At 41.6% G+C, this 13376-nt stretch carries 11 protein-coding genes and 1 pseudogene; 7 read left to right on the top strand and 5 right to left on the bottom strand.

Features of this window, described 5'->3' with window-relative positions; genetic code table 11:
* Window positions 1-159: 159 nt before the first annotated feature.
* Window positions 160-2292 carry a TonB-dependent hemoglobin/transferrin/lactoferrin family receptor gene (locus tag LMH68_RS20720; RefSeq protein WP_017060089.1) on the bottom strand — a complete coding sequence of 711 codons (2133 nt, stop codon included), beginning with the start codon at window positions 2290-2292 and terminating at the stop codon, window positions 160-162.
* Window positions 2293-2516: 224 nt separating this feature from the next.
* On the opposite strand from LMH68_RS20720, the gene LMH68_RS20725 reads away from it, so the two are divergent.
* On the top strand, window positions 2517-3404 hold the full coding sequence (locus tag LMH68_RS20725; protein WP_065584957.1) for a LysR family transcriptional regulator: 888 nt from the start codon (window positions 2517-2519) through the stop codon (window positions 3402-3404).
* On the opposite strand, the gene LMH68_RS20730 is transcribed toward LMH68_RS20725, so the two are convergent.
* The gene (locus LMH68_RS20730) at window positions 3396-6077 is read right to left on the bottom strand and encodes a bifunctional acetate--CoA ligase family protein/GNAT family N-acetyltransferase (protein ID WP_229647509.1); all 2682 of its coding nucleotides are present in this window, start codon (window positions 6075-6077) and stop codon (window positions 3396-3398) included. The two genes, LMH68_RS20725 and LMH68_RS20730, sit on opposite strands and share 9 nt — an antisense overlap.
* Before the next feature lie 216 nt (window positions 6078-6293).
* On the opposite strand from LMH68_RS20730, the gene LMH68_RS20735 reads away from it, so the two are divergent.
* Both LMH68_RS20735 and LMH68_RS20740 read left to right on the top strand, forming a co-directional pair.
* Complete coding sequence (locus tag LMH68_RS20735) at window positions 6294-6857, top strand: SPOR domain-containing protein (RefSeq protein WP_017064585.1); 564 nt, start codon at window positions 6294-6296, stop codon at window positions 6855-6857.
* 179 nt (window positions 6858-7036) lie between these two features.
* Window positions 7037-8032, top strand: coding sequence for a D-alanine--D-alanine ligase (locus LMH68_RS20740; RefSeq protein WP_017064584.1), 996 nt, complete (start codon window positions 7037-7039; stop codon window positions 8030-8032).
* Between the two features lie 143 nt (window positions 8033-8175).
* Here the strand turns inward: LMH68_RS20740 and LMH68_RS20745 are convergent, their stop codons facing one another.
* The gene (locus LMH68_RS20745) at window positions 8176-9144 is read right to left on the bottom strand and encodes a tyrosine-type recombinase/integrase (RefSeq protein WP_102320805.1); all 969 of its coding nucleotides are present in this window, start codon (window positions 9142-9144) and stop codon (window positions 8176-8178) included.
* Between the two features lie 100 nt (window positions 9145-9244).
* On the opposite strand from LMH68_RS20745, the gene LMH68_RS20750 reads away from it, so the two are divergent.
* The 4 genes and pseudogenes from LMH68_RS20750 (at window position 9245) to LMH68_RS20765 (ending at window position 11810) form a co-directional block, all read left to right on the top strand.
* Window positions 9245-9613 carry a DUF3319 domain-containing protein gene (locus LMH68_RS20750; protein WP_017060095.1) on the top strand — a complete coding sequence of 123 codons (369 nt, stop codon included), beginning with the start codon at window positions 9245-9247 and terminating at the stop codon, window positions 9611-9613.
* A gap of 3 nt (window positions 9614-9616) precedes the next feature.
* On the top strand, window positions 9617-9928 hold the full coding sequence (gene yciH / locus LMH68_RS20755) for a stress response translation initiation inhibitor YciH (protein WP_008221404.1): 312 nt from the start codon (window positions 9617-9619) through the stop codon (window positions 9926-9928).
* A gap of 1030 nt (window positions 9929-10958) precedes the next feature.
* Window positions 10959-11447: pseudogene (locus LMH68_RS20760) on the top strand (GGDEF domain-containing protein); the annotation flags it as partial.
* Window positions 11448-11534: 87 nt separating this feature from the next.
* Window positions 11535-11810 carry a hypothetical protein gene (locus LMH68_RS20765; protein ID WP_229647508.1) on the top strand — a complete coding sequence of 92 codons (276 nt, stop codon included), beginning with the start codon at window positions 11535-11537 and terminating at the stop codon, window positions 11808-11810.
* 193 nt (window positions 11811-12003) lie between these two features.
* Here the strand turns inward: LMH68_RS20765 and LMH68_RS20770 are convergent, their stop codons facing one another.
* The gene (locus LMH68_RS20770) at window positions 12004-12156 is read right to left on the bottom strand and encodes a YoaH family protein (RefSeq protein WP_004731009.1); all 153 of its coding nucleotides are present in this window, start codon (window positions 12154-12156) and stop codon (window positions 12004-12006) included.
* A gap of 41 nt (window positions 12157-12197) precedes the next feature.
* Window positions 12198-13352, bottom strand: coding sequence for a conjugal transfer protein TraF (locus tag LMH68_RS20775; protein ID WP_017069084.1), 1155 nt, complete (start codon window positions 13350-13352; stop codon window positions 12198-12200).
* Between the last annotated feature and the right edge of the window lie 24 nt (window positions 13353-13376).

Below are 13376 nucleotides of genomic sequence, written 5' to 3' on the forward strand. Positions count from 1 at the left end.
TAATCATCACTTTCATCGTTGCTGCTGCAGTAATGGTTAAAAAAGAGATGGCAGAGAAGTAATTTCACTTATTACCTTTTTTATACAATTTTTTAGTGAAATAATAAAAGCCAGCATTTAGCTGGCTTTTTAGTATCTGCAATTCAGTTTTTTAACGAATTAGAATTCGTATTTAGCTGTAATTGACCAGTTACGACCTGCTTGCGTGTAATCTTTATCTTCTTGTGAGAATCCACGAACGTCATTCCACGAGTAGTACTCTTCATCCGTAACGTTGAAGAGACCTGCTCTAAGCGTAAGATCCTTCATCGGCAAGTAGTATGCTGTTAGGTCAACTACAGTTGCTGAATCAATTGGTAGAATTTCATCATTCAAACCATCGCTGTTGATATCACTAGACTTCTTACCTGCTGTGTAGCTTATGTTAAGTGATGTACCCCATAGTGCTGAAGGAGCATCATAGTTAAAACCAACGACAGCGTTCCAAGGGTTTACACTGTTAAGAGGATTACCTTCGCCATCTTCACCTTCAGTATACGTTGCAGAAACACGAGTACTAACACCTTTCACTGGCATGAAGCTATTCCAAGACTGTGTATTTGACGCTTCGATACCTTTAATTACGGCTTCATCAATGTTTACATTCTGATATATTGTTGGATCGGCCGGAGTGGCTGAGCCACTAACTGCTACGTTATCAATAAAGTTATCATAATCGCTGTAGAAGATAGCGATTTCGCTTGATGAATAATTTGTGTTATGACGCCAACCTAACTCGTATGAAATACTTTCTTCAGCTTCTAAGTCAGGGTTAGGGGCATTCAAATAACCGTGAGCAGGATTACCAAATGAGTAGTAAAGCTCTTGGAAATCAGGAGCTCTAAAGCCTTGGCTGATTTGACCGAAGATCTTATTTTCATCATTAAGCGTGTAAGTTGTACCCAAACGTCCGGTAACAGCTGAGTCTGAATATTTTGCATAAGACTCTTCTGGGTTACCACTTGGGTTTTGACTTGTATCACCTGGATCAGTTTCAAAACCATCAAAACGAACACCCGGAGTAATCATCCAATTTCCGATCGTCATTTCATTTTGAGCAAAGAATCCATATTTTCTTTCAGATGCGGCAGGGATGTAGAAAATAACTTGGTCTGCGCTGATGGAGTTATATTCGTTATTAACGTTTTTAATGTCTTTGTCCGAATATGAAGCGCCATAGATAAAGTAGTTTTCTACATTACCCGTCATGAAGAACTTATCGAATTGCACATCAAATTGATAACCTTCATCCTCGTAGATATAGTCCTTTTTCTGAACATTACCTGCCGGAGGTAGGAACATACCGCCATTAGAAGTACGATTAGTTACGCCATTCTCTTCTTTGCTCAGCCAGTCAGCTTGCCAAGTAATAGTATCTGCAAACGCTAGGTCAGCATCCCAAATATGTTTGATACCGATTTGCTGTTGGCTAGTTGTGTCTTCGCCAGTGTAGTCGGTGTAACTTGCACTATTTAAATCGGTATCACCAGAATTCTCAATGAAGTTACCAGAAAACTCTAAACGGTGTTGTTCGTTTAATTGGTACTGAAGCTTAACCAACAAGTTGTTGTTCTGAGTATCTTGCTCATCAGGTGTACCAAAGTTATCAGTTTGCTCACCGTCTCTGCGAGTATAAGCAACTAACGTTTCTAGGTCGCCAATACGATTTGCTAAAGCAACCGATTCGCTAAAGGTATTATCAGATGAAGAGTAGTTGAACTTCGCGTGGCCACCGAAGTCTTTGTCTTTTAAAAAGTCACTCGGGTCTTTTGTTTCGAACGCAGCAATACCACCAATCGCGTCAGAACCATACAGAGAAGAAGCCGCACCTTTAACAATCTCGACAGACTTCAACATATCCGTATCGACATCAATGCGTGAAGAGTTAATGAAGTTATATGACTGAGTACCACTTGGAGTAAATTGGCTAGTTTGTGATACTCCATCAACGATAACCTTTACTCGGTTACCTTCCATACCACGAATGTTAATACCTTGAATCCCTTGGCGAGAATTCGTAGTCACCGTGACACCTGGTGTGTACTTAAATAAGTCTTCTACATCCGTAACCATGTTTTTTTCGATATCTTTATCGTTAATCACAGTTACCGACGCAGCAACATCTTCAAGTTGTTGATTAGTACGAGTCGAAGATACAACAACCTCGTCAAATAGGGCATAATCTTCAGCAAAGGCTGATGTTGATGAAAGCGCTAAAACGATTGAAGCAGAGAGCAGGGATTGCTTATACATCTGATAGTTACCTTAGTTCCATAGTATTATCTTGATTTGCGAAATATAATATTGGATCTAAATGATAATTACTATTATTTGCATTTAAATAATTTTCAATTTTATCAACTAACTCATAATTAATACTCTTAAATATCTGTATTAAAAAGACTTTTACAGTTCCATTCACAGTCTGAATGCTTCTGTTTTTGTGATTCAAGTCTCATTTATAAAGTAGGAAAGCTATGCATAGTCCAATAACACTTGAAGCGTTACACATCCTAGACGCCATCGACCGACGTGGAAGTTTCGCCGCCGCGGCCAATGAAATGGACAGAGCGCCTTCATCACTCAGCTATCAAATACAGAAGCTTGAACAAGATCTAGACATCATGATTTTTGACCGCTCAGGCCACCGTGCAAATTTCACGGAAGCGGGTCAGTTGATACTTGAGCAAGGTAGAATCATTCTTGGAGCTACAGAACGTCTTGTTAACGAGGCAAGCATTCTAGCCAATGGTTGGGAGCTCGATTTGACCATCGCCTTTGATGGCATTATCCCGATTGCTAACTTTTTCCCACTGGTAGATGAACTAGGAAAAATCAGTAAAACACGCGTTCGTTTGCAAGAGGAAATCTTAGCGGGTTGTTGGGAATCTCTCACAGATGGTCGTGCTGACTTATTGATATGCCCTAAGCTCGATACAATTCCAAACGATATGAAAAGTGACGTAATTGGTAAAATGGAGATGGTGTGGGTCGCGGCATCAAGCCACTATGTTCACAATCGTTCTGGTGAATTCGATCAGAAGGCGAGAGAAAGTTACAGGGTTATTGCCATTGCAGACACCGCACGCGATCAGCCAGCACTAAGCATCAATATTCTAGAGAAACAGCCACGTTTAACCGTGACAAGCTTTCCTGCGAAAGTAGAGGCTTTGACATCAGGACTAGGGATTGGCACCTTACCGAATAGTGTCGCTAAACCTTTGATTGAATCTGGCGTACTACAGCAGATCTCCGGTACAGAACCACAACCGATCGATATTGTTATGGCTTGGCGACGCAACAAAATGGGCGACGCCAAGTCTTGGTGTATCCAACATCTTAAAAAGACATGGGCGTTAAAGTAACGGTAACACCATATCTGCAGTACCATCTTCAAAACTGATATCTAGCTTAAAACCGAGCTTTTGAGCTAGTGTCAGCATCCCTCTATTGGTTGGCATCGTCATCCCCGACATCTGCTTGGTCTGCTTCGCACGGCAGTAATCGATAACCTTGGTCATAAGAATGCGACCTAGACCAACACCTTTAAGGTCAGAACGAATCAATATTGCGAATTCGGCGTCTGTGTTCTCAGGGTTAATCAGTGCACGGGACACGCCGATGATCGCTGGAACGCCTTGTTCCTCGCGAACGACCACAAAGGCGATTTCTCTATCGAAATCAATCTGAGTGAAATTCGCCAACGCCTCATGATTGAATTCACCGACATCACTAAAGAAACGCTTATAGAGATCTTCCTTAGACACACGGTTAATGAAGTCAGCATGAAGCGGTTCATCTTCGGGAAGAATAGGGCGTAACAACACTTCGGTTCCATCTTTTAGCTGGATACGTTCTTCAAGCTCGACCGGATAAGGGCGAATCGCAAGACGTTCCTGTGGATCGCCTTCGTACGCTTTCAAGATGATATCGGCATCTAATATCGTGAACTTGTCACCATTGGCCAGTACTGGATGGATATCCAAATCATGTATTTCAGGGCAATCCACTACCATTTGCGATATACGTACCAATAACTCAGACAAACCTTCTATATCGATGGGGTTAGGGAGTTTTTGTAGACGAATCTTGCCGCTTTTTATCGCTCGAATAATCAAGTAACGCGCCAGTGTCATGTTGAGCGGTGGAAAAGCAGCTGCGGCATCAATCGACTCATCCCACTCCGAACCACCTTGTCCAAGTAATATGATTGGGCCGAAGGTTTCGTCTGTTGTAACCTTAATACGCAACTCTTGGCCGCCCGCGAGCTTAGCCATACCTTGAATTAACAAGCCGTGGATGTTTGCTGTAGGGAAGGATAATTGAGAACGATCGAGAATTGCCTGAGCCGCATTGGCAACTTCACTGCTGTTTCGCAAATTGAGCATTACGCCTTGTACGTCTGACTTATGTGCAATATCCGGCGAACGTAATTTTACTGCGACGGGATAACCGATCGTTTCAGCGATGTGTACCGCTTCACTTGGGTCAGAAGCGATCCAAGTTGGTAACACATCGAGGTTGAAGCTCTTGAAAAACTGACTGTTTTGGTGAGTATCAAGGCTAACTGTATCTTTATCCAGTAGTTTTCTTTCTATCCAACCTTTCGCATCTGCTAGATCTTCAATGTGTACTTTTTCTGCAGTGGTCGGCGTTTCCATTAACTGACGTTGGTTACGTCTGTACTCGACTAAGTGCATGAATGCGACCACAGAGCTTTCAGGGGTCCGATAAGTTGGGAAACCCGCTTCGGTAAACAGCTTTCGTGCGGGCCTTGCTGTTAGCTCACCAGACCAATTCGTCAGGATGTTAAAGCGCTTGTGGCGAGGGTGCTTCTTAATCGCTTCAATAATTCGTTCTGCCGTTTTAGCGGAATGTGCGACCGCTGAAGGGCTGTGCATGATAAGAATCGCGTCTGCTTCATCGCCATCGAGTAAGATGTTTATAATGTCGATATAACGTTGATCACCAGCGTCGCCGACAATATCGATAGGATTGCTATGAGACCAACTCGATGGCAAAACCTTGTTCAACTTATCAAGTGTCTCTTCTGAAAACTCTGCGAGCTTACCACCGCGGTCAAATAGGGTGTCCACAGCCATAATCGCAGGGCCGCCACCATTAGTAACAATAGCCAAGCGCTCGCCTCGCAATGGTACTGAATGAGTCAGTGTTTCTACCGCAGCAAACAGTTCATGTAAGTTCTTAACTCGTAGCATGCCGCTGCGTCGGATTGCGGAATCATAAATAATATCTAATGTGTCGGCACCGCCAGTGTGAGCCATTGCTGCGGCTCTGCCTTTCGCCGTTCGACCGCCTTTCAACACCAAAATTCGTCGGTTACGCGAAGCCGCACGCGCTGCAGAAATAAAGCGCCTCGCATCAGTAATGCTGTCTACATAAAGCAATATCGCTTCGGTGTGAGAGTCGGTACTGAGATAATCCAATAACTCCGAGAATTCGATATCGCTACCATTGCCTATAGAGATAAACGCCGAAAAACCGATCTCTTTGTCATTAGCCCAATCGAGAATAGTGGTACACACAGCTGCCGACTGAGAAACAAAGGCGATCTTACCGGGTAATGCTGTCACTGGAGAGAATGAGGCGTTCAAATTTAACCAAGGGACAATCACCCCCAAACTATTGGAACCCAACACTCGAATGTTGTGCTTTTTGGCAATCGCTAGGCATCGTTCATCATACGTCTCACCATTATCGCTTTCTTGCTGCATGTCTGAAGAAAGCACAATGACAGAGGCTATACCTTTCTCAGCCAGTTCTTCAAAAATAGCGACATTACGGGTCGCATTGGTACACAAGATTGCGAGGTCAGGAACAATCGGTAACGACAAAATGTTCTTGTAAGAAAGCACACCGGCCACTGAATCATATTTCGGCGTAACCGGCATCACCGCACCTTTAAAATCCCCATGCAACAAATTGTTCATAACAATATATCCTGCGCGTGTTTCTCGTTGAGAAGCACCAACAACAGCGATTGAACGGGGTTTAAGTAGGGGATCAAGATGATTCATAGACATATCCTAGCAATGCACGTAAGTTCATCGTAACTTACTTTGCACTCACAGGTTGATGGCAAATTCACCGAATTCAGATGAATAAGCAAACACTGCATAAAGTTTGTGAAATAGGTCACCCACTAATGGTGTATAATCCCAAAGTTAACTTGATTCTAAACCGACGTATCGGCATGATTTATAGTAATTATTATTAAGGATATAGAGCTTTCCATGAAAAAATTTGCAATTGTGACTTTGCCACTGCTCTTGGCTGCGTGTGTATCTGACGACTACGTTACCAATGTCACTTCAGATAGTTATCAAGAAGAGTACAAGACGGCCAAAGTTGAAGCTCCAGTTGTATCTCAATCTGAGCAAACAGGCGTTGTTGAAGAAAACGTTGTCAACGTGATCAGAACTGAACCTGTTGAACAGAAAGTCACTCAAACGACTAAAGCTAAGCCAGTTGCAGTAGTGACAGGACCAACGAAGAAACAACAAGACATGAACCAGCGTTTTGGTTACACAGTTCAAGTTGTTGCTGTTGGCAGCCAAAGTAAAGTCGATTCTTTCGTGAAAATGCTACCTACGACTTCTCAGCCAGTTTGGGAAAACTACAAAATGGTTAACGGCACTAAGTGGTTCACGGTACTTTATGGTGACTACGCAACACGCTTAGAAGCTAAAAAGGCAATCTCAACACTGCCGAACACTTTCCAAAACTTGAAGCCGTTCGTTAAGAGCATTGATGACATCAAGAACTCTGAATACCCAACGCTTAACAAGTTGAACTAAGTTTTGATTCATAAAGAAGGGGCAAATGCTCCTTCTTTTGTTTTAAGACTCGCTGTTTTGTTTAATAGTTAATCGCTCGATCTTTCGAACGCAATTTTAACAATCAAAACACTGTACCTATCTCGACTTTTGTTTATCATTGAAGTCAGTACTCCTAGTTTCAAGGACCGAATTTACCCATGAACACCACAAACATCCTTCTACTTTGCGGCGGTGGATCTTCAGAGCATGAAGTATCTTTAGTTTCAGCCAATTACCTTTTTGAACAACTTAATAGCGTTGCAGATTTTAACGTTGTAAGAGTTGAAATTAAGAACGAAGGCTGGTGTCTTGATTCAGGTGAATTGGTTTATCTTGATATTAACGACCAAACCTTACGCGGTGACAATTTAGCATCTAAAGTCGATTTCATTGTGCCTTGCATACACGGTTTCCCAGGTGAAACAGGTGACATTCAATCACTGTTTGAAATGGCTAAAATTCCATACCTAGGTTGTGGTCCAGAAGCAAGCAACAACAGCTTTAACAAAATCACGTCAAAGCTTTGGTACGACGCACTTGGTATTCCAAACACGCCGTACCTGTTCTTATCAGACAACAATGATCAAGCTCACTCACAAGCAACTCAAGCATTTGAAAAGTGGGGTAAAGTGTTTGTGAAAGCGGCTCGTCAAGGTTCTTCTGTAGGTTGTTACCAAGTTAACCAAGTAGAAGATTTAAGCGAGGCTATCAACAAGGCGTTCACTTTCTCGGACCAAGTATTGGTTGAGAAATCAGTGGTGCCTAGAGAGCTAGAAATTGCTGCTTATGAAATCGATGGCGAGCTACACATCAGCAAGCCGGGTGAGGTGATTGCACCGAATGGCGCATTTTACTCTTACGAAGAGAAGTACAGTGCAGACAGCCACTCGATCACTGAAGTTGAAGCAAGTAATTTAACTGACGAACAGCGTGAATTGATTGCAGACAGCGCACGAAAAGTCTTCACCCAGATGAAGCTTCGTCACTTGTCTCGTATCGACTTCTTTTTAACGCAAGACAACGAGATCTACCTGAACGAAGTCAACACCTTCCCAGGTATGACGCCAATCTCCATGTTCCCTAAAATGGTTGAGCATGACGGCCACAAATTCAGCCAGTTCTTAGAAAACTGCGTGAGAACAAGCCTTTCTTAGGTTTCTAACTCGTTTTCGTTCACTTAGAGCTGAACCCAAAAGTGCCTTAAGCTTTCGCCAAGGCACTTTTTGTTTTTAAAGCTAGCCGTTTTTTACGAATCTATCATTTAGCCACAACTTATATCCAAGTAATTACGAACCGTTTATTGCCAAGGTATTAGCGCCTTAAACTTCATCTTCTCACTCTCAGCCGTTCCCGTGAAACCCACATATTGGGCTGGCATGGCAGGGCTAAGCCAGCGACCAAAGTCCTGAATCTCTCTAACCTTAAGACCTTGTTTCGACAACTCTTGTGCAGCACCAACACGAATCGAATTTCCAGAGAAATGGTGATTTTCTGGCAGTTGAAGTAAGTCGCTAGCTCTTCTCAATATCCTATAGATGGACGAATCATCTAAAGGCTGCAAACCAATATTCTCATGCTTGTCTATCGCACGAAATACTGGCAAGTCATCTTGTATACCAGTAAACGAAAGCCAACGTTGAAGTGCAACACTGGCTATTTGTGACAACTGATAAGCCGAATCTTTGACTGTTACTTGGTAATGATCTTCAACGTACTCAACATCACTCATCGATAACAACTTAAGCTCTGAGCGCTTTAAAGCACACTCGAACATCACGTTATAAATAGCAATGTCTCTGATCTCTTTCAGGTTTGCTTTCTCATGGGAGAGTAACGTATTCAAATCAGTGAGATGCACAGATGTCATAGCATTGGTTTGTTTAGCGTCACCGGCCATTTGAGATTGTAAGTGGAGTAGGGTAAAGCGAACTTGCCTGTGCTTGATCGGGTTAGCAAAGCTCAACACAGTATGTAACATGCTAAGCGTTGCAGTGTAACGTTTTAGCGATGCGTATTTTCTATCGTTAGACTCCGTTTCAAGAAAACGACGAACAGCGGTTATAGATGCGGGAAGTGTGTTAATACGATGTTTGGTACAGAACGCATGATAGCGATTCCAATCACTGTAAATGCCCAACAGTGAATTGCGAGAGTATTGAAATCCTGTCAACTCATCTATAATTTCTATTGTTGCGTTGCTGTTTAATTTTTCAACAAATGAATTAATTATCACAGAGTCAGTTAAAATAGGGACTTTTTTTCTCAAATTACCATACCTCGACAGGTGTTTTTACCATATTATGCTTGATATCATTATTAGTATACTTATGATTAATGCAGTGAAAACAGAAAGATGATTAATAGATATGGCTAATTCAATTTACCGAAGCGTCCATCTTCAATCGATAGATGCTAACAACACAGTTTGGCGTGCTAAGTTAAAAAACAACGTTATTCAGGGCAACCTAGCTGCCGTGAAAAAGAGTATTGATTGGTGGATTGATACCGCATCTATTATTGATCCAAAAGAATTCATGTCATTAAATAAGTCGAGAGGAACTGGTGGCTCGACTGAAAACTTCAACGGCTACCAAATCAAGAATGACACCGGTGAGCCTAATGCGTGGTATTGCATGTTTAACGGTCGCTTAATCAAAGGCGGCAAGGTTGCAATCCAACGCCATATAGAAGCTTACTTACTCGCAAAACAAAAAGCAGAGCAACAAAAGAAGTAAATTATGAGCCTAGTATATTCAACAGAAACAGGTCGCATTAAGCCTGAAGAAGAGAAAGTCCAACGTCCTAAAGGCGATGGTATCGTTCGAATCCAAAAAGAAACCAAAGGCCGTAAAGGCAAAGGCGTTTCTGTCGTAACTGGCTTAGACCTAGATGACGCACCATTAAAACTAATGGCAGCAGAACTCAAGAAAGTTTGCGGCTGCGGTGGCTCAGTAAAAGATGGCAACATCGAAATTCAAGGTGACGCGCGCGACAAGATCAAAGCGCACCTTGAAAAGAAAGGCTACAAAGTTAAATTTGCTGGCGGTTAATCTCTAACTAATACCAGGGTTAAAATCGAAGATTATTATCACTGGTTATTAGGTATTTTATGGTAAATAGCCAGTTTGGTTAAATACACAGTATAAATTAGAGAATATCGCCACAATACAAAGGCAGGGCATCACACAAAGATACCTGCCTTATAAACATCAAAATCCATTTAACATAACGTACATAATACGCAGTTAATAATGCGTGTAGTTAATTCTAAAGGTAGTATTCTCATCTTTTGTCCTTAAAATCCTTGTTCCAACTGACTCTCACGCTTCTTGCGCCGTTCAGAGTTTTCTTATCGCATTTGAAATCTAATAATTATATGTACGGCCAGCGTCTACACAATTCAATCTTCATTCAGAAAATCTAATTGACGCGAAACTTTGTCCGTCTGGTTTAACTTATATGCCACTTCTCTGTTTGCACTAACGGTTCGCTGCGCTGTGTGCAATTCTTGTAAGCATTGCTGTTGTTTCTATTCCAGATTTCACACACGCGACCAATGTTTCTTATCAACTGCACATGCTTAGCTCTCGTTTAAATCCATCAACTAATAAAGTTCGTGTGTCTTATGTAGACCCGCACACAGATTTTTCAAACCTTCTTAACGATTCTCTCTAGAGTTAGTACTTTGTGTTCAGTTTGCATAGATTCATTACACTTATTGCTGGTACACAACACCGATACTTGGGAGATCCATAATCACGGTTTGCCCTGAAATTACGTTCAATTGGATTTAGGTAGCTTTGGTAATAAACCTAAGAGTTACTTTAAACCCATTGCGCTTAGTTTTTCTTTACTTGTTTTCTCTAACTGATATGCCTGCTTTGAAGTTGCAATGGTGTTACCGCCTGAGATTAGAAAGCTTATAATGTTTATCGGCACATGTAATCAATAAGTAAAGTGACACTGTAGCTAGCTGTACAGGTAAAGCTTGGTCCTATGGAACACAAAATAAAGAACCCAAATAACAACTGTATATTTACACAGTTAAATTATTATCCCCTTAAAAACGTTACCTTTCGTATAAATACCGAACAAAAACAACGCTATTTAGGCATATATCTGTCGCTGGGCGCGTATTTTTGCCTAGCAATCACGCTAGTGTCGTTGATCTCTTTTAATACGCTCATGGATAAGAACTACATCATCACACCTGACAGATAGCCTACGCGCGTAAATACGGACAGAGACCACGATGGTGGCACCGTAGGCTCATTACATAAGTCAGAAGATGGAATTGAGTTACAGTGTGACTTTGAGCAAACCTATAGCTTACCCTTCTGTGAAATTGAGTTCGTTATATCGACCCAAAATAAAGGGCTCGATCTCTCAACGTTCGATTCGGTCACCATCAATATAGAATATGAAGGTCAAGAGGAGCCAAGGTTTCGATTCTACATACGTAACCACGACGACAACTACAGCGCTCAAAGCGACCCTATTTCTAACAAGTTCTATCGCTTAGACTTATCATTCCCCAATAGAAAACACATCAATTTAGCATTCTCAAATTGATACGCGCCGCATTCCTTAATCGACTTCTACACAACACCTTACGCCTCGTAAGCTTTTTAAATACTTATTCTGTAAAGCACATATGTGGCAACGAAGCTTGCTCTAAGCGGTGGTAAGCCATTCGCGGTATCGGTTTTGAACATTACCGTCGTTACTTATCTCGCACTGTTTTTAGATGAAATCCTCATTTGTCTGCTTCTGAACATTCATACACTCGTATCCGCTAAAAATAGAAGTAACAACGTCACTAGCCGTAAAAACACCATATATTTAGCCATTTTTAGCCATTTAGCCATGGTGACACAAATACTGACACCTAAAGTGGTGATTGTTTTACTTTCAGATATTGCTGTAATTTAATTACAACTCAAAGCCAAGTAAAGCCTGAGAAGTTAATTACTCTGACGTAACTTGTTGAATAAAAAGTATTTAAGAGTTTTGGACAGGTCGGGATTTAGAGAAACTAAAGAGTAGGTATGTACGAGATAATATACTAGAGGGTAATATATTTAGTTATAGTGCACTATCGTATTAAAAAAGAAGGGCTGATGCCCTACTCTTCTTTATTACTCATTTCTTCACGGATTTGCTCAGCAACGATTTTGATAGCTTGTGCTGTGCTGATGCCTTGGGTCATCATTTCTTGAATTCGTTCAACAGCTTTCTGTTGTTCTTCGTGAGAAAGGGTTGGTAAGTCGTTTAGCATGCTCTGCTCCTTTATTTATGAGCAGAACTATATAAGGACTGTTAGTAACTAGCAAGGAAATTGATGGATGCACCCATTGCATTTTCATTCGTGTAGTTAGCACTTAGATCTAGCTGAAACAAGTTCAATGGCGAGATACCAACACCAGCTGTCACTGTTCCTTCTGAATCAGAGTAAGCCAGGTTCTTGTAATACCCTCCCCTTAGCTTAAGCTGACGTAACAGGTCGACTTCAGTACCAACACGAATCATCTGTTCGTTGTCTTCGAACGAAGTAAACTTCTCTGCTTCATTCAAATCATAATCAACACTCAACGTAAAGTAATCAGAAACGATCCCCGCACCAACAGTGTAGACAGGCCCCAGGTTATAAGAATGACTCGATGTTACTGTTCTTGTAGCCCCTGTGCTGCTTGTTAGCTGTTGGCTAACGGATTTAGTTTCAATCTCACGGTCTATAATATTCGTTGCAGAAAAACCCACTCTAAATGGGCCGTAAAACCAAAGCGCACCTGCATCAATATTAAATGTAGTTTCCGCGGTGTCGTTTTCTCGAACATCACTTAGATCGTAGTTTTGTGCCGAGGCAATGTAGTTATACGTATAGATTCTTTGGAGTTTTGGAGAAATACCAAACGACAAATGTTGTCCCATGAACGTTTGATATTTTGCTAATGATATACCAGCTTCCATAATGCCAATAGAAACAGCTTTAACAGCAGTTAACTCAGCATTAACCAAGTCACTATTAGCAGCGTCACTAGATGTATCAGGGGTTACAAATGATTCAGTGTATGCTTTTGCAAATACGTTTGCTGCAATATACTGATTTGGTAGAGCGAATGCTACAACACCACCTAAATCAACATTCAGGCTATCACCATTAAGAGCATCTAGATCAGAACCAGTCACAGTACCTGACTCAATGCTGTCAACTAAATTATCGATATCATCAACTAAGTTATTAGGGTCATTATAATTACCGCCAAAACTTGGCGTGATCATTCCCATGTCATCATTACGACGATAAATCGCAACAAGTGCTGGGTTATAGAATGGAGCAGTTAGGAAGTTTGCTGAAACAACACCAACACCACCCATCGCATCACCACGCGCTTCAATGGCGTAGTTTGCTGCTGAAAGAGGAAGACTGGCGAATGCAATTGACGCTGCGAGTAGTTTTGTGGTTTTTTTCATGCCGTTTATCTTTGTTAGATCCCT

Source organism: Vibrio sp. F13 (assembly GCF_020806305.2).
GTDB lineage: Bacteria > Pseudomonadota > Gammaproteobacteria > Enterobacterales > Vibrionaceae > Vibrio > Vibrio crassostreae_C.

What these genes read in the sequence shown, in the direction of transcription:
- LMH68_RS20735 (WP_017064585.1), top strand. Translation starts at nt 6,294, where the DNA reads ATGAAAAAATTTGCAATTGTGACTTTGCCACTGCTCTTGGCTGCGTGT.
- LMH68_RS20740 (WP_017064584.1), top strand. Translation starts at nt 7,037, where the DNA reads ATGAACACCACAAACATCCTTCTACTTTGCGGCGGTGGATCTTCAGAG.
- yciH (WP_008221404.1), top strand. Translation starts at nt 9,617, where the DNA reads ATGAGCCTAGTATATTCAACAGAAACAGGTCGCATTAAGCCTGAAGAA.
- LMH68_RS20725 (WP_065584957.1), top strand. Translation starts at nt 2,517, where the DNA reads ATGCATAGTCCAATAACACTTGAAGCGTTACACATCCTAGACGCCATC.
- LMH68_RS20720 (WP_017060089.1), bottom strand. Translation starts at nt 2,292, where the DNA reads ATGTATAAGCAATCCCTGCTCTCTGCTTCAATCGTTTTAGCGCTTTCA.
- LMH68_RS20730 (WP_229647509.1), bottom strand. Translation starts at nt 6,077, where the DNA reads ATGAATCATCTTGATCCCCTACTTAAACCCCGTTCAATCGCTGTTGTT.
- LMH68_RS20775 (WP_017069084.1), bottom strand. Translation starts at nt 13,352, where the DNA reads ATGAAAAAAACCACAAAACTACTCGCAGCGTCAATTGCATTCGCCAGT.
- LMH68_RS20770 (WP_004731009.1), bottom strand. Translation starts at nt 12,156, where the DNA reads ATGCTAAACGACTTACCAACCCTTTCTCACGAAGAACAACAGAAAGCT.
- LMH68_RS20750 (WP_017060095.1), top strand. Translation starts at nt 9,245, where the DNA reads ATGGCTAATTCAATTTACCGAAGCGTCCATCTTCAATCGATAGATGCT.